The 26639-nt window shown below is 67.2% G+C and carries 24 protein-coding genes; 6 read left to right on the forward strand and 18 right to left on the reverse strand.

What is annotated here, in order from left to right; translation table 11 throughout:
* Positions 1–3: 3 nt before the first annotated feature.
* The 13 genes from nuoL to RDV55_RS03135 are packed head-to-tail and all read right to left on the reverse strand — an operon-like array spanning position 4 to position 14126.
* Complete coding sequence (gene nuoL, locus RDV55_RS03075) at positions 4–1980, reverse strand: NADH-quinone oxidoreductase subunit L (protein WP_111824387.1); 1977 nt, start codon at positions 1978–1980, stop codon at positions 4–6.
* Between the two features lie 14 nt (positions 1981–1994).
* On the reverse strand, positions 1995–2294 hold the full coding sequence (gene nuoK, locus RDV55_RS03080; RefSeq protein WP_003792247.1) for an NADH-quinone oxidoreductase subunit NuoK: 300 nt from the start codon (positions 2292–2294) through the stop codon (positions 1995–1997).
* Complete coding sequence (locus tag RDV55_RS03085) at positions 2291–3268, reverse strand: NADH-quinone oxidoreductase subunit J (RefSeq protein WP_111824388.1); 978 nt, start codon at positions 3266–3268, stop codon at positions 2291–2293. Before RDV55_RS03085 ends, nuoK begins: the two co-directional genes overlap by 4 nt.
* A complete protein-coding gene (nuoI, locus tag RDV55_RS03090; protein ID WP_111824389.1) occupies positions 3268–3918 on the reverse strand; it encodes an NADH-quinone oxidoreductase subunit NuoI in 651 nt (216 codons plus the stop codon). The genes RDV55_RS03085 and nuoI overlap by 1 nt, the downstream gene beginning before the upstream one ends.
* Positions 3911–5239, reverse strand: a complete 1329-nt coding sequence (gene nuoH / locus RDV55_RS03095; protein ID WP_111824390.1) for an NADH-quinone oxidoreductase subunit NuoH — start codon at positions 5237–5239, stop codon at positions 3911–3913. Before nuoH ends, nuoI begins: the two co-directional genes overlap by 8 nt.
* A complete protein-coding gene (locus RDV55_RS03100; protein ID WP_111824391.1) occupies positions 5236–7797 on the reverse strand; it encodes an NADH-quinone oxidoreductase subunit G in 2562 nt (853 codons plus the stop codon). The genes nuoH and RDV55_RS03100 overlap by 4 nt, the downstream gene beginning before the upstream one ends.
* Positions 7794–9098, reverse strand: coding sequence for an NADH-quinone oxidoreductase subunit NuoF (gene nuoF / locus RDV55_RS03105; protein ID WP_111824392.1), 1305 nt, complete (start codon positions 9096–9098; stop codon positions 7794–7796). The genes RDV55_RS03100 and nuoF overlap by 4 nt, the downstream gene beginning before the upstream one ends.
* Positions 9095–9805 carry an NADH-quinone oxidoreductase subunit NuoE gene (gene nuoE / locus RDV55_RS03110; protein WP_111824393.1) on the reverse strand — a complete coding sequence of 237 codons (711 nt, stop codon included), beginning with the start codon at positions 9803–9805 and terminating at the stop codon, positions 9095–9097. The genes nuoF and nuoE overlap by 4 nt, the downstream gene beginning before the upstream one ends.
* The gene (locus tag RDV55_RS03115) at positions 9802–11148 is read right to left on the reverse strand and encodes an NADH-quinone oxidoreductase subunit D (RefSeq protein WP_309187987.1); all 1347 of its coding nucleotides are present in this window, start codon (positions 11146–11148) and stop codon (positions 9802–9804) included. Before RDV55_RS03115 ends, nuoE begins: the two co-directional genes overlap by 4 nt.
* Positions 11148–11885, reverse strand: coding sequence for an NADH-quinone oxidoreductase subunit C (locus RDV55_RS03120; RefSeq protein ID WP_309187988.1), 738 nt, complete (start codon positions 11883–11885; stop codon positions 11148–11150). Before RDV55_RS03120 ends, RDV55_RS03115 begins: the two co-directional genes overlap by 1 nt.
* Positions 11882–12436 (reverse strand): NADH-quinone oxidoreductase subunit B, encoded by a 555-nt coding sequence (locus RDV55_RS03125; protein WP_003792236.1) that lies wholly within the window; start codon positions 12434–12436, stop codon positions 11882–11884. The genes RDV55_RS03120 and RDV55_RS03125 overlap by 4 nt, the downstream gene beginning before the upstream one ends.
* Before the next feature lie 21 nt (positions 12437–12457).
* Positions 12458–12817, reverse strand: a complete 360-nt coding sequence (locus RDV55_RS03130; protein WP_007588160.1) for an NADH-quinone oxidoreductase subunit A — start codon at positions 12815–12817, stop codon at positions 12458–12460.
* A 28-nt stretch (positions 12818–12845) separates the two neighbouring features.
* A complete protein-coding gene (locus RDV55_RS03135; protein ID WP_111824526.1) occupies positions 12846–14126 on the reverse strand; it encodes a geranylgeranyl reductase family protein in 1281 nt (426 codons plus the stop codon).
* 548 nt (positions 14127–14674) lie between these two features.
* On the opposite strand from RDV55_RS03135, the gene RDV55_RS03140 reads away from it, so the two are divergent.
* The 4 genes from RDV55_RS03140 to RDV55_RS03155 are packed head-to-tail and all read left to right on the forward strand — an operon-like array spanning position 14675 to position 18766.
* A complete protein-coding gene (locus tag RDV55_RS03140) occupies positions 14675–14965 on the forward strand; it encodes a hypothetical protein (protein WP_111824527.1) in 291 nt (96 codons plus the stop codon).
* A 19-nt stretch (positions 14966–14984) separates the two neighbouring features.
* Positions 14985–16421 (forward strand): hypothetical protein, encoded by a 1437-nt coding sequence (locus RDV55_RS03145; protein ID WP_111824528.1) that lies wholly within the window; start codon positions 14985–14987, stop codon positions 16419–16421.
* Positions 16400–17587, forward strand: a complete 1188-nt coding sequence (locus tag RDV55_RS03150; RefSeq protein ID WP_111824529.1) for a S8 family peptidase — start codon at positions 16400–16402, stop codon at positions 17585–17587. Before RDV55_RS03145 ends, RDV55_RS03150 begins: the two co-directional genes overlap by 22 nt.
* A gap of 6 nt (positions 17588–17593) precedes the next feature.
* On the forward strand, positions 17594–18766 hold the full coding sequence (locus tag RDV55_RS03155; protein WP_111824530.1) for a S8 family peptidase: 1173 nt from the start codon (positions 17594–17596) through the stop codon (positions 18764–18766).
* Between the two features lie 116 nt (positions 18767–18882).
* On the opposite strand, the gene RDV55_RS03160 is transcribed toward RDV55_RS03155, so the two are convergent.
* A complete protein-coding gene (locus RDV55_RS03160) occupies positions 18883–19590 on the reverse strand; it encodes a class I SAM-dependent methyltransferase (RefSeq protein WP_111824531.1) in 708 nt (235 codons plus the stop codon).
* 58 nt (positions 19591–19648) lie between these two features.
* On the opposite strand from RDV55_RS03160, the gene RDV55_RS03165 reads away from it, so the two are divergent.
* Positions 19649–20875, forward strand: a complete 1227-nt coding sequence (locus RDV55_RS03165; protein ID WP_245907789.1) for an isochorismate synthase — start codon at positions 19649–19651, stop codon at positions 20873–20875.
* A 121-nt stretch (positions 20876–20996) separates the two neighbouring features.
* Here the strand turns inward: RDV55_RS03165 and RDV55_RS03170 are convergent, their stop codons facing one another.
* The 4 genes from RDV55_RS03170 to RDV55_RS03185 all read right to left on the reverse strand — a co-directional run bounded on the left by RDV55_RS03170 (position 20997) and on the right by RDV55_RS03185 (position 25653).
* Entirely contained in the window at positions 20997–22457 is a 1461-nt protein-coding gene (locus tag RDV55_RS03170) for a S1C family serine protease (RefSeq protein WP_111824533.1), read from the reverse strand.
* A gap of 125 nt (positions 22458–22582) precedes the next feature.
* A complete protein-coding gene (menD, locus tag RDV55_RS03175) occupies positions 22583–24238 on the reverse strand; it encodes a 2-succinyl-5-enolpyruvyl-6-hydroxy-3-cyclohexene-1-carboxylic-acid synthase (RefSeq protein WP_111824534.1) in 1656 nt (551 codons plus the stop codon).
* A 9-nt stretch (positions 24239–24247) separates the two neighbouring features.
* Complete coding sequence (locus RDV55_RS03180) at positions 24248–25279, reverse strand: o-succinylbenzoate synthase (protein ID WP_111824542.1); 1032 nt, start codon at positions 25277–25279, stop codon at positions 24248–24250.
* A 248-nt stretch (positions 25280–25527) separates the two neighbouring features.
* Entirely contained in the window at positions 25528–25653 is a 126-nt protein-coding gene (locus RDV55_RS03185) for a hypothetical protein (protein WP_281267702.1), read from the reverse strand.
* Here RDV55_RS03185 and RDV55_RS03190 point away from each other — a divergent pair.
* On the forward strand, positions 25652–26632 hold the full coding sequence (locus RDV55_RS03190) for a 1,4-dihydroxy-2-naphthoyl-CoA synthase (protein WP_111824535.1): 981 nt from the start codon (positions 25652–25654) through the stop codon (positions 26630–26632). The two genes, RDV55_RS03185 and RDV55_RS03190, sit on opposite strands and share 2 nt — an antisense overlap.
* Positions 26633–26639: the final 7 nt, after the last annotated feature.

Raw genomic sequence — 26639 nt, forward strand, 5'->3', positions numbered from 1 at the left:
CCCTTACAGCCTGAATCCGAGGACGATGGCCAGGGCGAGGATGACGCCACCCAGAATGTAGGCGGCGTACGTGCGCACGAGGCCGTTCTGGGTGATGCCGACGAGGCGTCCGAGCAGCTGGGAACCAGCGCCGAGGCCGTTCAGCGCACCGTCGATGGCGCTCGCATCGCCGACTGTCGCGACGGTGACGAGGCCCTTGGCGGGCACCATGAACAGGGTCTCGTTGACGGTGTCCTGGTAGAGGTCGCGGCGTGCGGCCTCGGTCAGGACGTTGCCTGCGGGGACGGAGGTGGGAACCTCGTCGCGCCCGTACTTCATCCACGCGATGAGCGCGCCGAGGATGACGAGGGCGAGGGTGGCTCCCTGAATGACGTATTCGTTGAGGACGGGGTGGCCGTGCTCGAGCTCGCCGATCGCTGGGGCAAGCCAGTTGACGAAGGTGTCACCGATGGACAAGGCGGCGCCCAGGACGACCGCTCCGATCGCGAGGATGATCATGGGGATCGTCATGAGGGGGCCGGACTCGTGCGGATGCACCGGGGAGCCCTCCGCCTCGGTAGTCCAGCGGGCCTTGCCGTGGAACGTCATGAAGAAGAGGCGCGACATGTAGAAAGCGGTCACGCCCGCGCCGACCAGGGTGACCAGGCCGTAGACCCAACCGATCCACGCGGCCTCGGTGGCGCCAAAGGTGTGCGCGCTAAACGCGGCCTCAATGATCTTGTCCTTCGACCAGTAGCCGGACAGCGGCGGGACGCCGAGGATCGCGAGCCAACCCATCATGAACGTCAGCCACGTGACCTTCATGGCACCGCGCAGGGCGCCGAAGCGGCGCATGTTCACCTGGTCGCCCATTCCGTGCATGACGGAACCGGCACCGAGGAACATGAGGGCCTTGAAGAAGCCGTGGGTGAACAGGTGGAAGATCGCGAACGCCCAACCGATGGGACCCAGGCCCGCGCCCAGCATCATGTACCCGATCTGGCTCATGGTCGAGGCGGCGAGGACCTTCTTCATGTCGTCCTTCGCGGAACCGACGATCGCACCGAAGAGGAGCGTGATCGCACCGATGACGGCGACGGCGGTCGCGGCCACCGGAGCCGCGAGGAAGACGGCACCGGAGCGAACGATCAGGTAGACGCCGGCGGTGACCATCGTGGCCGCGTGGATAAGCGCGGACACCGGGGTCGGGCCAGCCATGGCGTCACCCAGCCACGCCTGCAGCGGGAACTGTGCGGACTTACCACAGGCTGCGACCAAGAGGAAGAATCCAATGACGGTCGCCGACGCCGTCGGGATCGAAGCGACTGAAGCGGAGACCTCGGAGAAGGACACCGAGTGGAAGGAAGCGACCATCGCCATCATGGCGATCAGCATGCCCATGTCGCCGACACGGTTCATGACGAACGCCTTCTTGGCGGCTACCGCGTACGCGGGGACATGGTTCCAGAAGCCAATCAGCAAGTAGGAGGCTAGACCCACGCCTTCCCAACCGGCGAAGAGGCCGGCGTAGGAATCCGAGAGGACCAGGGTCAGCATCGCCGCGATGAAGAAGTTCAGGTAGGCGAAGAAGCGGCGGCGAGCCTCGTCGTGCTCCATGTACGCGATCGCATACACGTGGATGAGCGAACCGACGAAGGTCACCAGGATCACGAAGGTGATCGACAGCGGGTCCACGAGAAGACCGAAGTCGACGGTGAAGTCACCCGCCGGGATCCACGTGAACAGCGTCTGCTGGAAACGACGCGCCGCTTCGGGGGCGTTCGACATCTGGGCGGCGATCAGCGCGCCGACCACGAAGGTCGACCAGGAGGCTAGCGTCGCCAGCAGGTGGCCCCACCTGTTCGAGGCGCGGCCCAGCAGGAGGAGCAGGCCGGCGCTGGCCAGCGGGATGAGGATGAGCAGCCACGCGTAGGAGGCAGCTCCGGTTGCCGCGACCGTATCGACTGTGCCGGTAGCCTGAGCGGGAATGAAGGTGGTCATGCGTGTGTCCTCCTTCAGTTCTTCAGCAGGTTGAGATCGTCCATGCTCGTGGTCGAGCGCGAACGATAGATGGACACGATGATCGACAGGCCGACGACGACTTCGGCGGCCGCGACGACCATGACGAAGAACGCCATGATCTCTCCGTCAACGTTGGAGTTAATGCGCGCGAACGTCACGAGCACGAGGTTCGCGGCGTTGAGCATCATTTCGACACCCATGAGCGCGATGACAGCGCTGCGGCGCACGAGGACCGTGGTCGCACCGATGGCGAACAGCACACCCGCAAGGATGAGGTACCAGGCGAGGCTCACTTGCTCTCCTCCTTCTTCTCAATGGGGGTGGTGGTGCGCGCCTTGCGGGCCCGAGGCTGGGCCAGGCCGGTGGGCGCGGCGGCGCCGGGCATCCCGAAGGAACCTGAGCGCGGGACGTCGGGCGTGCGCCCGATGGTGTAGGGCGACTCGTCGAGGTCGGAGGTGCCGGCATCCTCGGTGCGCGCGAGTGCGAGCTGCTCGGAGACCTCGGGGGTGACCTCGCCGATCGTGCGGGTCAGGCCACGCACGCGAAGGACTCGAGGCACCGACTCCTCGACCGGTCCGAGCGTCTCACCGGAGATGGCGGGCACGTCGGCCGCGTTCGACTTGGCGTAGACACCGGGGGCGGGCAGCTGACCGATGCGGGCACCCTTCTGCGCGAATGCACGCATCTTGTTACGAGCCGTCTCGGCCTGGTCGGCCTTCGGGGTAAGACGATCCGAGTGGGTCAGCAGCATCGCGCCGACGGCGGCGGTGATCAGCAGGCCACCGGCGAGCTCCATGCTCAGCCAGTGCTGCTGGAACAGCATGATCGCCAGGTCGGTGATGGGCTGATTCGAGTAGGGATCGACCTCGCTGGCGGGGTGCGTGGCGGGCATGGACTTCAGGATCGCCGTCGCGACGATGACGATCAGTCCGAGGCCACCGAGCACGGCAGCGACGATCGCGCCGCGGGACTGGCGGGCGTAGTCGTCGGAGGTGCCGATACCGATCAGCATGATGACGAAGAGGAAGAGCATCATGATCGCGCCGGTGTACACGACGATCTGCGCGACACCCAGGAAGGGGGCGCTATTCGCGATGTACAGGACCGCAAGGCCGAGCATGACGCCGACCATGCAGATGACCGAGTGCGCGGCCTTCTTGAAGAAGAGGACACCCGCAGCGCAGGCGACCATGAAGATGGCCGTGCATGCGAAGAGGATGATCTCCCCCGTTGACCCCATCATGGGCCAACCGTTGGACAGGTTCATCAGTGTGCCTCCTCGGCGACTCGTACCGTCTTGAGGGAGGGGTCGTCGGGGCGGCGGCTCGCAACCCAGTCAACCTGGGCGGCGGTGGGGCCGGTGACTTCCCCGCAGTAGTAGTCGATGTCGTTCTTAGCCTCGACCATGGGGTGGGGCGTTGCGAGCATGCCGTCTGCGAGCGGGACCAGGAGGTCTTCCTTCTCGTAGATGTCGTCTTCGCGGGTGTACTTGGCGATCTCGAAGTCGTTCGTCATCGTCAGGGCGCGCGTGGGGCAGGCCTCGATGCACATGCCGCAGAAGATGCAACGCAGGTAGTTGATCTGATAGACGCGGCCGTAGCGCTCGCCCGCCGAGAACTGTTCCTCGGGGGTGTTAGACGCGGCCTCGACGAAGATCGCGTCAGCGGGGCACGCCCAGGCGCACAGCTCGCAGCCGACGCATTTTTCCAGGCCGTCGTCGTAGCGGTTGAGCTGGTGACGTCCGTGGAAACGGGGCATGACGCGCGCGGGTTCGCGCGGGTACTGCTCGGTGACGGTGGGCCGGAAGAAGGAAGCCATGGTGACTCCGTAGCCGGCCATGGGTGCGACGAACTGGGCGAACGCACCCTTGGGGTCATGCTCGAAGAGCATTTCCTCGTCGGTGGTCTTCTCACTCATCGGTGGACTCCTTCGGGCTATCGATTGCCGAGGCCGTCGCCAGTTCGCCCTCGATGGTGGCGAGTCCGCGCGGCGAGGCAACGGGTGTCTGTCCGGGCAGCGGCGGGACGGGGAAGCCGTCCTCGAAGCCGGTGTATTCGCGCTCGGAGGCGGGGATCTCCTCGGGCTCGGACTTGTCCGTCAGCCAGATGATCGCCAGGGCGATCACGAAGAGGACACCGACGCCTCCGAACAGGATGTGGTTGGGCAGCTGGACGAACTGGGTGATGCCGCGCACGAGGGCGACGAGCACGAGCCAGCCCAGGGCGATGGGCATCAGGCGCTTCCAGCCGAGATTCATGAACTGGTCGTAGCGGAAACGCAGCAGCGTGGCGCGCGTCCAGACCAGCAGGAACATGAAGAACCAGATCTTGAGGAAGAACCACAGCATGCCCCACCAACCGGAGTTGAGGAACTCGACGTGGGAGAGCGGCCACGGGGCGTGCCATCCGCCGAAGAACATCGTGGTGGCCACGGCCGAGACGTTGAGCATGTTGACGTACTCGGACAGGTAGTACCAGCCGAACTTCATCGACGAGTATTCGGTCATGTGGCCCGCGACGATCTCGCCTTCGGCCTCGGGGAGGTCGAAGGGAAGACGGTTAACCTCGCCGGTGGCGCTGATGCAGTAGATGACGAACGCGGGGAACAGGGTGAATGCCCACCAGAACTGTCCCTGGGCCGCAACGATCTGCGAGGTGGACATGGAGCCCGACATGAGGAAGACGCTCACGAGGGACAGGCCCATGGCCAGTTCGTAGGAGATGACCTGCGCGGAGGAACGCACGGCACCGTACAGGGGCAGGGTCGAGCGGGTCGACCAGCCACCGAGAACGATGCCGTACAGGCCCAGCGAGGCGATCGCCAGGATGTACAGGGAGGCGACGGGCATGTCGGCGAGCTGCAGCGGCGTGGAGTGGCCGAAGATCATCACGTTCGGGCCCATCGGGATCACGGCGTAGACGCTAAACGCCGCGAACGCCGCGATCGCGGGGGCCAGGAAGTACAGGAACCTCTCGGCCCGACGGGTCCACATGTCCTCCTTGAAGAGGAGCTTGCCGGCGTCGGCGAACGCCTGGAATAGGCCGAGGGGGCCCGCCACGTTCGGGCCGGGACGCGTCTGCATGCGGCCCAGGCCTCGGCGTTCGACCCACAGTGCTATCAGCACGTTGGCGATGAGGAAGACGATGATGAACACCGCCTTGATCAGGCTGAGCCACCAGGTTTCGTGGCTGAAGTCCGCGGCGGTGTACTCCGGGACTGCGAAAGGAGCGAGTGTCATCGTGCCACCTCCTGCGTGGCGCGCAGGGTCGCGACGGTGCCGGCACCGCCGAGATTTTCGTGAATAACGGAGCCGGTCGAGCACTCGGGCACCCACGCGACGAAGTCGGGCAGGTCCGCAATGGCGGCCGGGAGGGTGATCGTGCCACGCTCGGTCTCAAGCGTCGCGTCGGCACCCGGGGCGATGCCCGCGGAGGCCAGCGTGGCGGCGGAGGCCAGGAGGACGGGGCGGCGGGCCGAACCGGCCAGCCACGGGGCACCATCCTGAAGACGACCGGCGTCGATCATCGGCTTGTGAGAGGCCAGGATGACCTCGCCCTCGCCCGCAACGACGGGAGCCTGCGCCGAGACCGGTGCGAACTGCGGCGTCGCGCCGTCCCACTCCATGAGGGGGTTGACTTCCTCGTAGAGATCGGACAGGGCGGTGATACCCAGGTCGAGGTCGAACTCCTCGGTCAGACGCACGAACACGTCGCGATCCGTGAGGGACGTGGCCGAGCGGGCCTGGCCGAAGGGACGCAGACGGCCTTCCCAGTTGATGTAGGTGCCGTTCTTCTCGACCGCGGGAGCCACCGGCAGGACGACGTCCGCGCGATCGGTGATCTCCGAGGCACGAACCTCGAGCGACACGAGGAAGGGAACCTTGTCAAGGGCCTCACGCACGCCGGCGGGGTCGTCGAAGTCGCGAACGTCCACGCCGCCGACGACCAGAGCCTGGAGCTCACCGGAGGCGGCAGCCTCGATCATCTGCTCGGCGTCGAGGCCGCGAGCGGGAAGCTCGCCCCAACCGAGGGACTGAGCCCCGGCCTCGTCGATTCCGCGTCCGAAGGGAGCCAGGCCTGGGAGGAGGCCTGCCTCGATGGCGGCACGGTCACCGGCGCGGCGCGGCACCCACGCGAGGCGGGCGCCCGTGCGCTCGGACAGCGCGACGACGGCTGACAGCAGGCCGGGGGTCTGCGCGGCACGCTCGCCCACGAGGATGATGCCACCGGAAAGGGCCTCGGCCAGGTCGGCGTAGGCACCGCCGGCGGCGATCGCGTCGACGACGCCCGGCTCGGCGCCGGGGGCCGCGTGCAGGAGCTGCGCCTTCATCTTGCGCGAGCCGGCCGAGGTGAAAGGCGCGACGGTGGCGACCTTCAGGCCCGACTTTCGGGTGGCCTTGCGCAGGCGCAGGAACATGGCACCGCATTCGTCCTCGGGCTCGAGGGCGACCAGCAGCACCTGACCCGCGCTCTCCAGATCCGCGTACGTGGTCTCGAGGCCGGAGCCGGCCACGTGGGACGCCAGGAAGGAACGCTCTTCTTCGCTACAGCGACGCGAACGGAAGTCGATCGAGTCGGAGCCGACGATGGTGCGCGCGAACTTCGACCATGCCCAGGCGTCCTCGAAGGTGAGGTGGCCGCCGGGCAGGAAGCCCACGGACGAACCCGCATTCTCCAGGCCCTCACGAACGCGGTCGAGCGCGTCGGACCAGGAGGTGGGAACGAGTTCGCCGTCGGAGCGCACGAGCGGGTAGGTCAGGCGATCGACCTTGTCCCACTCAAAGGCGAAGCGGTCCTTGTCGGTGATCCACTCTTCGTTGACCTCGGGGTCGTTGCCGCTCAAGCGGCGCACGACCTCACCGCGGCGAACGTCCTGACGGATCGCGCTGCCCGACGCGTCGTGCTCGGTCACGGAAGCCGTCGACACGAGGTCGAAGGGACGCGCGCGGAAGCGGTAGGACGCGGCGGTCAGGGCACCGACCGGGCAGATCTGGATGATGTTGCCCGAGAAGTAGGACGCGAAGGCTCGCCCGGACACGTCGCGCTCGGCGACGGAGAGCTCACCCTCGTTGATTGATCCGACGATCGCGTCGGTGCCGTACGGGGACGACAGGGACGAGGTCGACGCCTCCTTGGCCTTGGGATCGAAGAAGTCGAGCGTGGTCGAGTCGAAGCCGCCGACCTGCTCGCCCATGAAGTAGTGGTGCTCCGTGGGGGCGGTGCCGCCGCCGCGACCCTGCAGGTCCATGAACACGTCACCCGAGATCTCCTTGCCGAAGCGCACGCAGCGCTGGCACAGGATGCAGCGCTCGCGATCCAGCAGGATCTGGGAGGTCAGGCGCAGCGGCTTCTTGAAGGTGCGCTTGGCGTCCGTGAAACGGGACTTACCGCGGCCCTCCGTGAGCGCCTGGTTCTGCAGGGGGCACTCGCCGCCCTTGTCACAGACCGGGCAGTCCAGCGGGTGGTTGATGAGCAGGAACTCCATGACGCCGCGCTGCGCGCGGTCGACCACCTCGGAGGTGTGCTGGGTCTTGACGACCATTCCCGGGGTGACGGTCTGCGCACACGACGGCTGCGGCTTGGGCATGAAGCGCAGCTCGCCCGTATTGCGGTCGGGCATGCCGACCTCTACGAGGCACTGGCGGCATGCGGCCACCGGGGCCAGCAGCGGGTGGTCGCAGAAACGCGGGATCCGGATGCCGGCCTGCTCGGCCGCGCGGATCACGAGCGTGCCCTGGGGAACAGAAAGCTGAACGTCGTCGATGGTGACGTCGATCATGTTGGGTGCGTCGCTCATCGGCTACCTCCTCGCGCGTAGTTAGCGGACGCCTCGTAGGGGAAAAGCTCGCGGGCGGGCGTGGTGAGCCCGGCCTCGAACTCGTCCCGGAAGCGCTTGATGCCCGACATGATCGGGGTTGCTGCGGCGTCGCCCAGCGGGCAGAAGCTGCGGCCCGCGATGTTGTGCGCGATCTCGTCGAGCAGGTCGACGTCGCCGGGGCGACCCTCGCCTCGCTCGAGACGCAGCATGATTTGCTTCATCCAGTAGGTGCCTTCGCGACAGGGCGTGCACTTACCGCAGGACTCGTGCTGGTAGAACTCGGACCAGCGGGTGATGACGCGGACCACCGAGACGGTCTCGTCGAACACCTGCAGGGCTCGCGTACCCAGCATCGAACCGGCCGCGCCCACGGACTCGTAGTCCAGGGGCGTGTCGAGCTCCTCTTCGGTGAAGATCGGGGTGGAGGAACCGCCGGGGGTCCAGAACTTCAGCGTGTGGCCGTCGCGGATGCCGCCCGCCATCTCGATGAGTTCGCGCATCGTGATGCCGAAGGGTGCCTCGAACTGGCCGGGGTTGTTCACGTGGCCCGACACCGAGAAGATGCCGTGGCCCTTGGACTTCTCGGTGCCCATCGATGCGAACCACTCGGGCGAGTTGCGGAAAATGCCCGCCACCTGAGCGATGGTCTCGACGTTGTTGACGACCGTCGGACGGGCGTACAGGCCTGCGACCGCGGGGAAGGGCGGCTTGAGGCGCGGGTGGCCTCGGCGTCCCTCGAGAGAATCCAGGAGGGCCGTCTCTTCGCCGCAGATGTAGGCTCCGGCACCCGCGTGTGCGGTGATGCGCAGGTCGCCGAGCACGCCGGCTTCAGTCGCCTCGCGCACGGCCTCCAGGAGGCGGCGGTACACGTGGGTGACCTCGCCGCGCAGGTAGACGAACGCGTGGTCGCAGCCGATAGCGCGCGACGTGATGGCGATACCCTCAATGAGGACGTGCGGGTTGCCCATGATGAGCGGGATGTCCTTGCAGGTGCCCGGCTCGGACTCATCGGCGTTCACCACGAGGTAGCGCGGGCCGCCGTCGGCCGGGGGCAGGAAGGACCACTTGAGGCCTGACGGGAAGCCTGCGCCGCCACGGCCTCGCAGACCGGAGTCCTTGACGGCCGCGACGATGTCGGCGGGTTCCATCGTGCGTGCCTTTTCGAGGCCCAGGTAGCCGCCGCGGCCACGGTAGGAGTCCAGCGTCCAGGAGCGCTCCTCTCCCCACCCGTTGGTGAGGATCGGGGTCAGCGGTCCGGGCGCAACGTATGCGGTGCTCACTTCGCCTCTTCTCCCTTCGTATCAGTGGCCTCGTCGGTGACGCGGGCGGCGACCGGCTCGGTCCAGCCGTTCGCCGCGGCGATTTCGCGGCCCAGCAGGGTGGCGCGGCCCGCGGAGGGGCCTTCGTTCTCGTGGCCGTCCAGGAAGCCGGCCAGGACGCGCTCGTTTTCCTTGAACGTGGGGGCCACGATGGGACCGCGCGTCGGGTGGATGTCGCGGCCGGCCTGGATGTCGTCGATCATCGCCAGCGCCGACGAGGGAGTCTGGTTGTCGAAGAATTCCCAGTTGACCATGACAACGGGTGCGTAGTCGCACGCCGCGTTGCACTCGATGCGCTCGAGCGTGATCTTGCCGTCTTCGCTGGTCTCGTCGCTGCCGACGCCGACCTTGCCGGAGACCTTCTCCCAGATCTCGTCGCCGCCCATGACGGCGCACAGCGCGTTCGTGCACACGCCCACCAGGTACTCGCCGGTGGGGTGACGCTTGTACTGCGTGTAGAAGGTCGCCACGGCGCTGATCTCTGCGCGGGGCAGGTCGAGCGTCGATGAGATGAAGTCGATGCCGTCCGGGCTGACGTAGCCGTCGACGGACTGGATCAGGTGCAGCATCGGCAGCAGCGCGGAGCGCGAGTGACCGTCCGGGTAGCGGGCGATGATCTGCGCGGCATCCGCCTGCAGGCGTGCCAGGGTGTCGGGTGTATAGCTCATCGGTCAACGCCTCCGAGAACGGGGTCGATAGCGGCCAGGGCGACGACCACGTCGGCCAGCTGGCCTCCTTCGGTCATCATGGCCAGCGCTTGCAGGTTGGCGTAGGAGGGGTCGCGGAAGTGCGCGCGGAACGGGCGCGTGCCGCCGTCGGAGACGAGGTGAACGCCCAGGACGCCCTTCGCGTGCTCGACGGTCTGGTAGACCTGGCCGGCGGGCACGTGGAAGCCCTCGGTGACGAGCTTGAAGTGGTGGATGAGGGACTCCATGGACTCCCCCATGATCTCGCGGACGTGCTCGGCCGAGTTGCCCTGGCCGTCGGTGCCGACCGCCAGGCGCGCGGGCCAGGCGATTTCGGGGTCGGCGACCATGGTGGGCGCGCCCTCGCACTGCTCCAGCTTCGAGAGCACCTGCCAGATGATGCGCATCGACTCGTAGCACTCGTCGAAGCGGACCATCGTGCGGTTGTAGACGTCCGACTTGTCGCGGGTGGGAACATCGAACTCGAAGTTCTCGTAGCCGCAGTAGGGCTGGCTCTTGCGCAGATCCAGGGGCAGGCCGGCGGCCCGAACGCCGGGGCCGGTGGTCCCGAGGGCCATGAGGCCGCTGAGCGGCATGACGGCCACGTCGCACAGACGCTTCTTGAAGATCGGGTTCTCCACCAGGATGTCCTGGAGCTCGCCGATGTCCTTGCGGGCCCGACGCAGGCGGTCACGGATGTAGTCCGTGGTGCCCTCGCCGATGTCCTGCACGACGCCGCCGGGGCGGATGTACTCGTGGTTCATGCGCAGGCCGGTGATGCGTTCGAAGATGCGCAGGATCTCCTCGCGGGCGCGGAAGCCGATCGTCATGATCGTGGTGGCACCCATTTCGTTACCGGTCGAACCGATGGCGACCAGGTGGGAGGCGATGCGGCACAGCTCCATCATGAGGATGCGGATCAGGGAGGCGCGCTCGGGGATGTCCTCTTCAATGCCGAGGAGCTTCTCGACGCCCAGGCAGTACGCGGCCTCTTGGAAGAAGGGGGCGACGTAGTCCATGCGTGTGCAGTATGCGACGCCCTGGGCCCACGTGCGGTACTCCATGTTCTTCTCGATGCCGGTGTGCAGGTAACCGGTGTCGACGCGGGTCTCGCGGACCTTCTCGCCGTCGAGCTCGAGGATCAGACGCAGAACGCCGTGGGTCGCCGGGTGAACCGGGCCCAGGTTGACGACGATGCGCTCGGAGGTAATGGCCTCGATCTCGTGCAGGACGTCGTCCCAGTCGCCGCCCTGGGTGAGGACCTCGGGGATGTCCTCGATGGGCAGGTCGGTCGCGCCGGCGGGCGCGTGGAAGGCGGTGGTCATCAGTTCACACTCCTACGAACGTCGGGGGAAGCGTTGACGGCGCCCTTGAATTCCACGGGGATGCCGCCCAGCGGGTAGTCCTTGCGCTGGGGGTGTCCGACCCAGTCGTCGGGCATCGCGGTGCGCGTGAGCGAGGGGTGGCCGGTGAAGACAATTCCGATGAGGTCCCAGGTCTCGCGCTCCTGCCAGTCATTTCCGGGGTAGACGGAGACGATGGAGGGGATGCGGGGGTCCTCATCGGGGCACGTGACCTCGAGGCGGATCATGCGGTTGTGCGTGATCGAGTAGAGGGGGTAGATGGCGTGCAGCTCGCGACCCTTATCGAGGGGGTAGTGCGCGCCGTTCGTGCCCAGGCACATCTCGAAGCGCAGGTCCGCGTCGTCGCGCAGGTACTTGGCGACGCGCGCGATGTGCTCGCGGGCGATGAAGATCCCGAGCTGTCCGCGGTCGATGGTGACCTTTTCGATAACGTCGGCGACGTCGAGGCCATCGGCGGCGATGAGTTCTTCGAGGACGTCAACGACCTGGTCGAACCAGCCGCCGTAGGGGCGGGAGGCCTCGCCGGGCAGGAAGGAGTCGGAGATCAGGCCGGCAAAACCGGAGGTGGAGGAGTCGGTGCCCGCGCCGAAGAGGCCCTCGCGGTGCGCGATGGGCTCGGGGAGGGCAAAACCACGCTGGGACGAGGACTGAGCGACCTCCGCGGGCGTGTTTTCCTCGGGGATGGAAAGGTCGCTCATGCGAGGAGTCCCTTCATCTGGTGGGTGGGGGTCGCCTCGAGCGCGGCCTGCTCGGCGCGGCGGGCGATCTCGCGGCGGTGGACGCCGAGGGGTTCCTTGCCGATCTGCTCACGCAGGACGAGGACCGCGTGGATGAGGGCCTCGGGGCGGGGCGGGCAGCCGGGCAGGTAGACGTCGACGGGGACGATGTGATCGCAGCCCTGGACGACGGCGTAGTTGTTGAAGACGCCACCGGAGGACGCGCATGCGCCCATGGAGATGACCCACTTGGGTTCGGGCATCGAGTCGTAGACGCGGCGGATGATGGGGGCCATCTTGTGCGAGACACGGCCCGACACGATCATCATGTCGGCGTGACGCGGCGAGGCGCGGAAGACCTCGAGGCCGAAGCGCGCCATGTCGAAACGGGGGGTTCCGGCGGCCATCATCTCGATGGCGCAGCACGCCAGACCCATGGTGACGGGCCACTGGCTGTACTTGCGTGCGAGCCCGAGGACTTTCTCGACGCTGGTGAGCGCGATACCCGCGGGCAAGGATTCTTCAAGTCCCACTTGTCTTTTCCTTCTTATTTCTCAGTAGTCCAGGCCGCCGCGTCGCCATTCGTAGGCGTAGGGGACGCAGAGGGTGACCAGGAAGCTCATCATGACGACCAGTCCGAACAGGCCCAGCTGGTTGAAGCTGACGGCCCACGGGTACATGAACACAACTTCGATGTCGAAGATGATGAACGTCATGGCGACCAGGTAGTAGCGCACCGGGAAGCGCCCCTCGGTGAGGTGAGCGCTGGTCGGCTGGATGCCGCACTCGTAGTTGTCGGCCTTGGTTTTGGACTTCTTGGTGGGGCCCAGGATCGCGGAGGCGCCCAGGCCTCCGAAGGCTAGTACGAGGGCGGCTGCCGACATAATGAGCAGCGGCACGTAGGGATTCGTCATCGTTCCTCCCGGTTATCGGTGGTGGTGGTCATGCGGGGCGCACCACCTTGGTCAGCATTGTGATGAGTTGGTCGTCGAAGTCGCCCCCGGTCCTCTCGTAGCCGTCCGACAGGAGTTTGTGGACGAGCGTCATGAGGCGCGCAATGGGCAGCCCAACGTTCGTGCAGGTGCGCATGATCGTCGGGTTTTCGATGAGCGCGACAAAGATGCGGCCGAGCTGGTAGTAGCCGCCGTATTCGTCGCGGAGCATGTGGGGGTATTCGCTCATCGCCCGGTCGATACCGGCGCGGTGGGAGCGTGAGAGGGCCTGTGCGATGCAGGAGGCCGCGTAGCGTCCGGCCTTCATGGCGGGGGCGATGCCTTCTCCGTTGTAGGGGGACACCATGCCGCCGGCGTCGCCGACGAGGACGAGGCCCTGGGTGTAGTGGGGCTTGCGGTTGAAGCTCATGGGCAAAGCGGCGGAGCGCAGCTGACCGATCTGGTTGTCCGGGGTGAAGCCCCATTCGCCCGGCAGGTTGGCGGTCCAGGTCTTGAAGACCTCGCGGTAGGGCAGGTTGGTGGCGCCGGCGCGCGAGGCGACGGAGCCGAGGCCGACGTTGACGATGCCGTCGCCCATGGGGAAGATCCAGCCGTAGCCGGGCAGCAGGTCGGAGGCGCCGGGGGTGCCGCTCCACAGTTCGAGGTGGGATTCCATCCATTCCTCGTCGCCGCGCGGGCTGCGGAAGTAGGCGCGCGCGGCGACGCCCATGGGGCGGTTCATCTTCTTTTCGAGGCCGAGGCTGGTGGCGAGTCGTGCGGCCACTCCCCCTGCGTCGACGACGATGGAGGCGCGCACCTCAACGGTGGTGGCGTTCTTGCCGCGCCCGCTCTTGGCGCTCACGCCGACGACGCGGCCGGAGCCATCCTGAATGGCGCCGACGACGGTGACGCCCTCGTAGAGGCGGGCACCCGCTTCGACGGCGCGCTTGGCGAGCGCATGGTCGAGGTCCATGCGGGCGCGGGTCATGCCGTAGCCGGGCAGGGACTTCTGGTCGGGCCAGTCCATGTGGACGGTGTGGCCGCCGCCGATGACGGTCAGGCCGCGGTTTCGCATCCAGCCGGTGGTGTCCACGCCCATCGCGATGAGCTCGTGGACGGCGGCCGGGGTGAGCCCATCGCCGCAGATTTTGTCGCGCGGGAAGGGGCTTTTCTCCAGGAGGATGACGTCGAGGCCTGCTCTGGCCAGGTGGTAGGCGGTGGAGGACCCGCCCGGGCCTGCGCCAACGACGACGACGTCAGCGCTCATGTCACTAGGCATGGTGGATGCCACGGCATTCCTCCGTCAGGTGGTGCGCGGGTGCGTCCGCGCGAGTGTGCAAGGCGGATGAAGCGTGCACATCACTTCATTCCTCAAGCAACCCTAGCCAGGTAACCCTCAGTCGGCGACCTAGGTTACTTTTTGGCTATATTTCGGGGAATCATGCGGATCGCAGAGTTGCTCACCATCCCAATTTGCGCAACGGTTCTCTGTCGTAAATCTCGGACCCGGCCTCGGTACCGTCGACAGGCCGTGACGGTAGGGCACGGAGGGCATCCCAGCCCCAACGGAACTGCTTGCCGCCCCCTTGGAGGATCCATACACTGTGTAACCGACACCCCGGTTCCGTCCGGCACCCCCGCGCGCCGGACGACGACAGAAAGCAGACTCATGGCCGACTACGGTTTCAACAGCGAATCTCACGCGCGCACGCGCGGGGATGTGGAGGACGGGGGGCGGCGCTGTCCCGCTCCGAGGAGGCCACTCGCCAGCTTAGTAGCGCTCAGACGCAGACGCGGTGGCCGAGCGAACAGGGGACCCAGGACTTCCGAACGAGGACCGTGGCATTCTTCGATTCGATGAATGAGACACTCGCGGAGGAGAAGGACATCTTCGATACGTTCCGCACGAATCTGTCGATCGCCGTGAAGGAAGCCGAGGGTGCCGAGGAGGGCAATGCGGCGGTGCTCGAGGCAATCAATCACGCCCTCCAGGCCGATTTCGGAGCCGCAGCCGTCTCCCCCACTACTGCGACTCCCAACACTTCCGGCTCCGGTGCCCCCGCCCCGGCTGCCCCGAGCGCGCAGCCCGCAGGTGTCCCCGCCCCGGTCGGCGGCATGCCCGAGTTCTGAGAGGAATAGGATCGCAATCATGGTTTCGTCACCGATGTACGACCGAGTTATGCAATTCGCCGCGCAGGCGGATCACACCGAGGAGTTGCGTTCGTGGGACAACGAGCACGGCTGCGTTCTCGATGGCTTCGAGGAGGCAATCCAGCGCGTGCGCCACTTTCAGCGGCACCAGGGTTTCACCGGGCAGACCGGAGAGGCCCTGAAGGAGTGGGCGGATAAGACGGTTGCCCGACTCGAATCAAAGCGGAGATATTACGCGCGCGGCATCACCCACTACGTGGCGGCCAGGCAGGCCGTCGCCCAGGCGAAAGCGGATGCGAGGCAGCTGTCGCCGACGCTGCTCGATGCCAAGACCGAGGCTCTACGCAGCGCTGCGACTGTCTCGCTGCCTTTCGCTCCCATTCTCGCCCCGGTTCCCGGGCTTGTCGCCACGGCGGTGCTGGCAACCGGAGCGGCCTACGTCAACGCGGTGGAAGCCCAGGCGAACGCCAAGCGCGAGGCGGCGGCCACTGAGATCCTCAATCGCATCAATGAGACGGTGGGCGAGCTCGGCGGGGGCCTGGACAAGCTGACGCAGGCTGGGCCCGGCAGCGAGTACGACAGTATCGATATTCCCTCCATTCCGCTTCCCCCGAGCACCGAGGAGAACCTCAATAGGGGCCACGTCCAGTACTCGCCTCACGACCTGGGCGCCTACGGACGCAGCGCCGCCGACGACTACGGGCGCGCCGCTCTGCGCTCCGACAAGTCCCTCTACCCGGACGGCTACGCCGATCCCGACACGGATGAGGCGATACGCAAGCGTGCGCTGGCCTCGCACCAGGTGTCCACGCGCTACCTCCCGCCGGACGCGAAGGGCTCCTACGACAGGCCGATCACCGATGCGCAGGATCTGATGGGCATGGATCTCATGCACGCGCGGGTGAACGCAAATCATCACCGCAACGGCTACGTGTGGGGTGGGCACGTCCCGGCCAGCCCCACCGACATCGACCATCCCCTGTGGCGCATCAACGGCGGTCCGGCCTCCACCGCAACTGCGGCCGGTCGGCTCGGTGGCGCCGGCGTGCTCGGCGCGGGCGCGCTGGGTCTGGGCAGGGCGGCGCGGATGGGATCGGCGGGGATCGGCACGGCGGCGGGCGCTTCTGACCTGCGCGTCGGCTCCTTCAGCGGCAGAGGGTTTGGGACCTACACCCCTCCCGCCGCCCAGGCACCCCAGGGCGGCGGGGCCGGATCTCAGCCCGCGATGATGGGCGGAATGGGCGCCGGCGCGGGCGGCGCCAAGGAGGACCAGAAGAGGCGCAGGCGCAAGTACGAGCCCTACCGCTATCTGGACGAGGACGAGGGGGCCGTGCCTGCGGGTTACGTCAACCCCATGTCTCAGACCTACGGATCGGATAGGGACATTGCGCCCGCGGCGCGCAAGGACGACGGATGGGACCCCCGCCAATGGTGACCACGACCCGCACCCGCATCGCGCTGTCGGCATCCTGCGCGGCCGCCCTCGCGCTCGCGATGCCGATCGTTGAGGCCTCCCCCGCGCGAGCCGCCGACACGATCACGGCCGCCGAGCAGCCCTACTTCGCCTACTACCACCTCGACCAAGCCAGAGCCAAGGGATACACAGGCAAAGGCGTCACGGTTGCAATCATTGATGGACCGGTAGACGTATCACGCCCGGAGCTCACCGGGGCATCAATCAGTGATAAGAGTCCGTGCCCCGTCAACCCAAGTGACGACAGTCGCCGACATGGCACGGAAGTCGCCTCACTGTTGGTTGCCCGCGGCTACGGGGTCGCCCCCGATGTCACGCTCAACAGTTATCAGACTGTGACCAGCGGATCGGCAGCCGAGTCCTCCTGTAAAGACTCGGCAGTAATTTATAAGCACGCGTCGCTCATCAACCACGCGATCAACGACGGTGCCCAAATCGTCAACATTTCGATTACTTCAAAGGACCGCGACGCCTCGCTGAAGTGGGCGATGGCAAGGGCAATGGCTTCTGGGACAATCATCGTTGCAGGCATGGGTAACAATGCCTCAGATAACGACTCGGGGAGCCTTGCGACCTGGTCTGGCGTGGTCGGCGTCTCTGCTGTCGACATCAACGGCGCGCGAGCCGACTACTCTTCCTGGGGTCAGGGGGTGACGACAGCCGCCGTCGGCGGCCCAATTAAGGCCTACGACTATGGGACCTCACAAATCATCGAAACGAACGGGACTTCAATCTCCACCCCCATCGTCGCGGGTTTCCTCGCGTTGGCGCGCCAGAAATGGCCGGACGCGACCACGAACCAGCTCCTGCAGCTCCTGGTCCACACCACGGTCAACTCCGACGGCACCTGGAACCAATACACCGGATACGGACTGGCCAGCCCGGCAACCATGATCAATACCGACCCCAGCCAATACCCCGACGAAAACCCCCTCGCCGACAAGGGGGGCGGAAGCAGCCCCACGCCCGAGGAGGTACGCCAATACGCCGACGGGATCGTGGACCCCTCCGAAATCGTCTACGACAACTCCTACACCTACCGCGGCCTCGACGAATCCACCCTCACCTCCCCCAACAACCCCTACCCCACACACATCGGCACAAGCCCCCGCTACCACACAAAGTGAACGCCAGTGGTGACCACGACCCGCACCCGCATCGCGCTCTCGGCGTCCTGCGCGGCCGCCCTCGCCCTCGCGATGCCGATCGTTGATGCCTCCCCCGCGCGAGCCGCCGACACGATCACGGCCGCCGAGCAGCCCTACTTCGCCTACTACCACCTCGACCAAGCCAGAGCCAAGGGATACACAGGCAAGGGAGTGACAGTCGCACTCATTGACGGACCAGTTGATACGTCTGTCGCCGAGCTTAGCGGCGCGTCAATCAGTGATAAGAGTCCGTGCCCCGTCAACCCAAGTAACGACAGCCGTCAACATGGCACGGCAGACGCCTCGCTACTGGTTGCCCGCGGCTACGGGGTCGCCCCCGATGTCACGCTCAACAGTTATCAGACTGTGGCCAGCGGCTCGACAGCCGATTCCTCGTGCAAAGATTCGGCACTAATTTATAAGCACGCGTCGCTCATCAACCACGCGATCAACGACGGTGCCCAAATCGTCAGCATTTCGATTAGCTCAAATGACCGTACAGCCTCACTCAAGTGGGCGATGGCCAGGGCGATGAGCTCCGGAACAATCATCGTTGCAGGCATAGGAAACAGTGGCTCCGATAACGACTCGGGGAGCCTTGCGACGTGGTCTGGCGTGGTCGGCGTTTCTGCGGTTGATATCAACGGCGCGCGAGCCGACTACTCTTCCTGGGGTCAGGGGGTGACGACGGCTGCTTTCGGGGGTCCCGTGATCACGCGCGACTACCCGAGCAACGCATTCGTAGAAACCTACGGCACTTCCACTTCGACCCCTATCGTGGCGGGTTTCTTGGCGTTGGCGCGCCAGAAATGGCCGGACGCGACCGCGAACCAGCTCCTGCAGCTCCTGGTCCACACCACGGTCAACTCCGACGGCACCTGGAACCAATACACCGGATACGGACTGGCCAGCCCCGCCTCCATGATCAACACCGACCCCAGCCAATACCCCGACGAAAACCCCCTCGCAGACAAAGGCGGCGGAAGCAGCCCCACGCCCGAGGAGGTACGCCAATACGCCGACGGGATCGTGGACCCCTCCGAAATCGTCTACGACAACTCCTACACCTACCGCGGCCTCGACGAAACCGCCCTCACCTCCCCCAACAACCCCTACCCCACACACATCGGCACAAGCCCCCGCTACCACGCCAAGTAGCGCGGCGGCTCCGGGCCTGCTCCGCGGCCGTGAGGTGCCGCTCGACGGGCGTGTGCGAAACGGCGAGGCCGGGGTGCCCACGCGGGTACCCCGGCCTCGCCGCAGCTGAGAAGGCGCTACGGCAGCGGCTTGACCGCGCGGTGCATGCAGGCGATGCCGCCGGTGAGGTTGCGGTACTCGACCTCGCTCCAGCCGTTCGCGGCGATCATGCGGCCGAGCTCCTCCTGTGCGGGCCAATCGCGAATCGACTCCACCAGGTAGTCGTAGGCACCGTCATTCGTCGAGGCCAGGCGCGCGATCGCCGGCATCACGGTCGACTGGTAGACGTTATACAGGCCGCGGAAGAAGCGCGAGGGCGGCGTGGAGAACTCCAGGACCACGAGGCGGCCACGCGGGCGCACGACGCGCGCCATCTCGCGCAGCGCGAGCTGCGGATCCGGGATGTTGCGCAGGCCCCAGGAGATGGTGACGGCGTCGAAAGAGCCGTCCTCAAAATCCAGGTCCATGGCGTTACCGTGAACGAACTCGAGCTCGGGGTGGCGCTCACGGCCAACCTCGATCATGCCTTCGGACAGGTCGCAGGCGACGACCTCGGCGCCGCCCTTGGCCAGCGCCGCCGACGACGCACCGGTGCCGGCCGCCACGTCGAGGATGCGTTCGCCGGGATGCGGGGCGACGGCCTTGCGCAGGGCGGTCATCCACACCCTGTCCAAACCGCCCGTCATCAGCGCATCCATCGCGTCGTAGCGAGAGGCGAGGGAGTCAAACATTGAGGCGATCTCTTCGGGATCCTTGTTCAGGTCCGCGCGCGGGGATTCAGTCATGCGTTAATACTCGCACGTCTTTCAGCGCGCCGCCGCCCCTACTCCTACCATGGAACCCATGCACACTGACTTCGGATGCTCGCGCCTCGTTTTTCGGGCGTCGGTCCTACCCCCGCAGCACCCGGGGTCTACTTGCCCGCTGACATCTCTGCTTCCGACCTCCGGAGGCGCGGCCTGGCTGGGGCAGCGCCGACAGATGGTGGGCCTGGGACGAGCGCTGACGCTTCAGTCCGCGACCTCCGACGCGATCGCCGACGTGCGCCGCGCCTGGGAGGCCGCGCCAGCCTCGTCCACCGACAACGGCGCCCCCTCCCCCGCCCTCTTCGCGTCCTTCGCGTTCCGTTCCCCCGCCCGATCGGTCGCCTTCGTGCCCGCACTGACTCTCATCGACGAGGCCGGGGCCCGCTGGGCGATCACCGCGGGCATCGGGGACGCTCCGGACCCGCTGGCTGCTGTCGACGCTGCCCTGGCCGGGGCGAGGCCCGCGCCGCGCGTGCCGGAGTCTCTGACCTTCGGACACGGGTCGATGTCGCGCGGACAGTGGCGCGACTCGGTGCGAGCGATGGCGCAGCGCCTGCGTGAGGGGGCCGCCGACAAGGCCGTCATGGCGCGCGATATGACGGTGCGCTGCCCTCACGGCTTCGACGAGCGTTTCCTGTTGGAGCGCCTGGGTGAGCTATACCCGTCGACGTGGCGTTTTTGCGTGGATTCGCTGATCGGAGCCTCCCCGGAGATGCTGATCGCGGCGTCGGACGGCATGGCAAGCTCGCGCGTCCTGGCCGGCACGTGCAGGCCAGGCGAGGGCGAGGCGCTCGCGTCGAGCGCGAAGGATCTGCGCGAGCACGACTTGGCTTCAGAGTCCGTGTCGTCGATCCTGACTCGCCTGTGTTCCGAGGTGGAGGCACGGGGGCCATTCCTCCTGTCGCTGCCCAACGTCGTACACCTGGCGACGGACGTTCACGCACGCTTGGGGTCGGCGCATCTGCTGGATCTGGTGGCGGCGCTTCATCCGACCGCAGCCGTGTGTGGCACCCCGCGCGACGCGGCGATGCGCCTCATCGAGGAGCTGGAGGACACTGAGCGTGGCCGCTACTCGGGGCCAGTCGGATGGGTGGACACGGCGGGCGACGGCGAGTTCGCGATCGCGCTGCGCTGCGGACTCACCTCGGGCACTCGCCTGCGCCTCTTCGCGGGCGCCGGCATCATGCCCGATTCCGACCCCGACGCCGAGTTGGCCGAGACGGAGGCGAAGATGCGGCCCCTCCTGGATGCCCTCGGGGTCTGAATCGCGCGAGCTTCGCGCCCGGGCCACACGTATGAGCCGCGCCCGCCAATGCTCGCGCGCACCCGCGCAAAGGCCCGCCACCCCTCGGTAGGGGCGGCGGGCCCTGATGCGCTCATGCAGCTCACGAAATGCGCACGGACACGTCCTGCGTGGTGCCGTCGCGAACGATCGTCATGGAGACGCTGTCACCGGCCTTGTAGCGGCGTACGTATCCGATGAGCTGTTTGGGGCTGGTCACTTCCTGGCCCTCGACCTTGACGATGACGTCGCCAGCACGGATGCCTGCGGCGGAGGCACCGGAGCCCGCGGAGACTTCCTGCACCTGGGCACCGACGTAGGTGTCGGAGCCGACCGTTGTCGTCGCGGCCTTGACGGTCACGCCAAGAGTGCCGTGGGAGGCCGAGCCGGAGGCGATGAGCTGGTCGGCGACGGACACCGCCAGATCGGAGGGGATCGCGAAACCCAGGCCAATCGAGCCCGCCTGCCCATCGGACGATGAGGCCAGCGACTTGATGGAAGAGTTGATGCCGATGACCGCGCCGCTCGCGTCAAAGAGAGGCCCGCCAGAGTTTCCAGGGTTGATCGACGCGTCGATCTGGATCGCGTTCGTCACCACGAGATCCGAGGACGCCTGCGAGCCATCCTCCGAGGTCGCGGATTCGTCCATGGAGACCTCGACGGGTCGGTTCAGCGCGGAGACGATGCCGGTCGTGACGGTGTTGGACAGCCCCAGGGGCGCGCCGATCGCCATGACGGGAGCACCCACCTCCAGGTTCGCCGACGTTGCGAAGCGCGCCACGGTCAGGTCGGAGGGCGGGTTATCCAGGCGGATGACGGCCAGGTCGGTGGTTTTGTCGTGGCCGACGATCGAAGCCGAGTAGAGGCGACCATCCGCGAGGGTGACTTGGATCTGTCCACCTCCGAGAACGGAGGAGATGACGTGGTAGTTCGTGATGATGTCGCCCTGCGCGTCGTAGATGACTCCGGAGCCGGTGCCGCCCGAGGAGGCTCCCTGCGCCTGGATGGTGACGACAGCCGGGGACACGGCGGAGGCGACGTCCGTCCAGTCCGTCCCGGAACTGTTCGAGGCCGGAACCGTGGCGACCGTTCCGCCGTTTAGGTTGGTCGGCGTGGAGGCGCGCAGCATCGCCGGGCGCGCGTAGAACACGGCGCCGAGAGTCAGGCCGACGGTCAGGAGCATCGCGGCGAACAGGGCGAGCCATCCCGGCCCCTTCTTGGTGACGACAATGGTGGGGGCACCGGCAGCCTCCGGCGAGGCCGGGGCGGCGTACCCGACGTAGGGCTCACCGGAGGGAGCGGCGTAGACGCCGCCTGCAGCAGGCGCATCCTCGGCACAGGGGGCGCCGGTCTTTGGTGCGGCGGAGATCGGTTCATCGGCGGGCGACACGGGGACAGCAGGCGGCGCGGGGATCCTCGTCGCGGAGGGCATCTCGCGCGTCGCCTCGGTAGAGCGCAGCTCCTGGGTGGCTGCGGGATCCTCGGCGGTCGAGGGCTGCGGGTAGCTAGTCACCTCGCCGCTCGCTCGCGATAGGTCCGGGGTCGGATTCTGAGGCTCGGTCATGGTTTCCTCTGGTGTCAGTTCGTTATCTGCCACCAGTATGATTCGATTTCTCAAAGAGGCACTGGAAGCGTCCTGCATGTTTCCTGAAAACCGCGACAGCTCACAGTGAACGGCGCCTCACGGGCTCAATTGAGGATGTCGCGGATGGCCGAGTATAGGTGCGCGGCGCGCTCGACGGGCGCATGGACGAGGCGTGGGCCGGCCTCGGCGGTGACGAGCAGTTGCGCAAGTTCAGACGGCGTTTCGGCGCGCGCGAAGGCGAGCCCATACGCGGCCGCGAGCGCCTCGTAGTCCACCGCTTGGGCGACGCCGAACCATCGGCCGTAGGCCTCGTCGGTGGCGGCGCGCCCATGCTCGAGAGTGGCGAAGATGCCGCCTCCCTGATCGTCGGCGACGACGATGTCGAGATTCGCTCCGGAGCTCGCGGCCACGGCCAAGGAGGATGCGTCATGGCAGGCCGTGAGGTCGCCCATGACGGCGGTGACACGCCTACATGGATGCGCCGATGCCTCGCCCGCGTACCCGGAGCCCAGCGCGATGCCAACGGCGGTCGCGATGGTGCCGTCGATTCCGGCCTGGCCGCGGTTGGAGTGAATCACGCGACCCTCCAAAGAGGACACGCCCAGATCGAAGGCGCGCACGGGATTGGAGGCTCCAAGCACGAGGGGCCCGCTCGTGGAGGAGGCAACGGCGCGCGCCAAGTCGATCATCGTCCGTCCGGAGCCGGCAGCGAGCAGGGATTCGATGCGCTCACCCGCAACGCGAGCGGCATCGCGCACGCGCAACGCCCAATCGGCCTGTGTGGCCTCGACTGGCCTGCTGGCGGGCGTCAGGTCGGCCACCACCACCGAGGCGTTGCCTGACAGGTCGCCCCAGGGGGCGCAGGCGTCGACGAGGACGACGCGCACGTCCGGGCGCGCGAGCAGCGCGTGGATGGGGCGAGACAGGGTCGGGCGACCGGTGACGACGACCGTGTCGACCTCACGCCCCAGCGGGGAACTCACGAGGGACTGCTCGAAAGGGACCACTTCCCCGTGGGCCCACGCGCCGGAGGCCGGCTCGGCCAGCAGCGGGAAGAGGGCGGCGCGAGACCATGCGCTTGCGTGAGGCGAGGCTCCTTCTCCGGCCACGATCAGGCCAGCGCGAGCGTCACCAACAACGTCCTCCCAGCGCTCAGCTGTCGCGCGGGTGCGCAGCACCCGGGTCGGCCGGGGAACGAAGGGGGCCACGGCCTCGGAGTCGGACGCTGGGCGAGCGGGGGTGAGCGGGTCACGGAAAGCGACGTTGATCTGCACGGGCCCGGGCGCTCCCGAGGGCGCGCCGCACGCCGCAGCGACGGAGCGCGTGAGCCGCCCGACCAGCGAGGGCGAGGCCTCCTGGGGTTCCAGGTCCACCTGCGAGCGCACGTGCCCGCCGAAGAGCCGCGACTGGTCGGTCGCTTGGGAGGCACCGACGCCTCGCAGTTCGCCGGGGCGATCGGCGGTCAGGAGGACGAGCGGCAGGCGCGCGTGCGAGGACTCGAGGACCGCGGGGGCAAGTTCCGCGACGGCGGTGCCGGAGGTAACGACGATGGCGGGCAGCGCCCCGGCACGGGCCAGGCCAACGGCCATGAACCCAGCGCTGCGCTCATCCAGGATCGCGCGAGCATCCCCGCTAAAAGCCCCCGCTTCGAGGGCGTACGCGAAGGGCGCGCTGCGCGAACCGGGGCAGTACAGGACGTGCGTGACACCCAGGGCATCCAGGGACTTAAGGATGGCGCGGGCGGTATCAACGGAGGGCATGCGCCCAGCCTACCGGCCTCCCACCGTGAGGTGCTCGGCCATTCCTTCCAGCCGCATGCCCCAACGGGACACGAGGTCACCGTCGACCGGGGTTCGGTCGATGAGCTCCTGGTCGGGTTCGAGGCGTCCCACGGGCAGGCGGCCACGGTCGGGAACGAGGGGCGCGGTCACGTCTCCCACCAGCAACGAGGCCGTGGCCAGTCCGGCCGCACGGGGCACACCGGGCACGGCAGCGGCCGCGGCGACCCCCACGGACAGGCCGACGGAGGTTTCGAGAGCGGAGGAGACGACGACGCCGAGCCCGCTCTTGCGCGCCACGCGTAGGGCAGCGCGCACGCCTCCGAGGGGTGCGACCTTGATGATGACGACGTCAGCGGCTTCCTTGCGGGCAACCTCAAGGGGATCTTCGGCGCGTCGGATCGACTCGTCGGCGGCGATAGGAACGTCCACCGATCGGCGCACCTGCGCCAGCTCGTCGACCGTCAAGCAGGGCTGCTCCACGTATTCGATGGGGACCACACCGGCGGCGGATGCCATTGCGGGAATCGCGACTCGGGCCTCATCGACCTCCCACGCGCCGTTGGCGTCGAGGCGAATCAGGGCCTGTCCTCCGACCGTCTCACGCAGGGCGTCGGCGACGGCGGCGACGCGCGCGCAGTCACGGCTCAGGCTCACGCCTGGTTCGGCGACCTTGATCTTCGCGGTGGCGCATCCGCCCGACGCCTTGACGCGCTCGTAGGCCTCTTCAGGAGAGATCACGGGGACGGTCACGTTGACGGGCACAAACTTGCGGCGCGGCACCGGCGGCAAACGTCGAGCGGATTCGAGGGCTGCGGCAAGCCAGCGCGAGGACTCCACATCGCCATAGTTCCAGAATGGCGCTGCCTCGCCCCAGCCGGCATGTCCGTGTAGGAGAAGCCCCTCGCGGCGAGTCACACCACGAAAGCGCGTCGTCATCGCCACCTTGTACACGAGGATGTCATCGACGCCTTCGAGGGCGTGACGCGTTTGACGACTGAGCGTGCGCATCGGAACGCGCATGAGTGTCGGCTGCTGCCCTGCGTTCACAATCCCTCCTTACTTATCGGTAACATTATCGCGCAACCTTACGCCCTCGACAAATTCAACACGCATCCACCTGTAACCAATTGTGCAGTAAGCGGCGCACAGTGACAGCCTGTGAGAGACTTGAGAACACCTGGAAAGCAGGACCGTTTCGCACGCCACACAATGAGCCATCTAGCCACGATGACGGATGGCGAGCGAAGAGCATCCTTCCTTCCACTCGGTTAGCTTGTGCGCTCCTGGTCATCGCTCGTGCCGTCCGGCTCCGGCACCATCGCGCCACAAACGCCCAGAGCGCCGATCAGACCCCCGCAGCCTGCCCCTGCCTCGTCGATTAGAATCCGAGGCATGAGCGCTCTTCCCTTCGTTTCCGACACCTTCGATCCGACCCGCTGGCGTGAGATCGAGGGCTTTGACTTCGCCGACATCACCTACCACCGCGGCATCTCGCGCGGCCCTGAGGCGGACGGCCGCCCCGAGGGTGCCGACATGCCGGTCGTGCGCATCGCCTTCGATCGCCCCGACATCCGCAACGCCTTCCGCCCCGGAACGGTCGACGAGCTGTATCGCGCGCTCGACCACGCACGCCAGACCTCCTGCGTCGCGGCCGTCATCCTCACGGGAAACGGGCCGTCGGCGCGCGACGGTGGCTACTCGTTCTGTTCCGGGGGCGACCAGCGAGTCCGAGGCCGCGACGGATACCGCTACGAGGTCGAGGGCGCGGACCCCGAGGCGGCCACCGCCCAGCGCCGCGAGCAGATCGACCCCGCGAGGGCCGGTCGCCTGCACATCCTCGAGGTCCAGCGCCTCATCCGCACGATGCCGAAGGTCGTCATCGCGGCGGTTCCCGGGTGGGCCGCGGGAGGCGGACATTCCCTCAACGTGGTCGCAGACCTGTCGGTCGCGTCCATCGAGCACGCCGCCTTCATGCAGACGGATGCGAACGTGGGGTCTTTTGACGCCGGCTATGGCTCCGCGCTACTGGCCCGCCAAGCGGGCGACAAGCGGGCGCGCGAAATCTTCTTCCTCGCCGAGCGCTACGACGCGCAGGCCGCCGAGCGTTGGGGCGTCATCAACCGCGCAGTCCCCCACGCCCAGCTCGAAGAGACCGCCCTGGAGTGGGCAGCGACCATCGCGACAAAGTCCCCGCAGGCGATCCGCATGCTCAAGTTCGCCTTCAACCTGGCCGACGACGGCCTGGCTGGCCAGCAGGTCTTCGCGGGCGAGGCCACGCGCATGGCCTACATGACGGCCGAGGCACAGGAGGGGCGCGACGCTTTCCTCGAGCACCGCGCCCCCCGCTGGGAGGATTACCCCTACTACTACTGAGCGTCGC

Origin of the sequence: Schaalia odontolytica (assembly GCF_031191545.1) — a bacterium.
Classification (GTDB): domain Bacteria; phylum Actinomycetota; class Actinomycetes; order Actinomycetales; family Actinomycetaceae; genus Pauljensenia; species Pauljensenia odontolytica.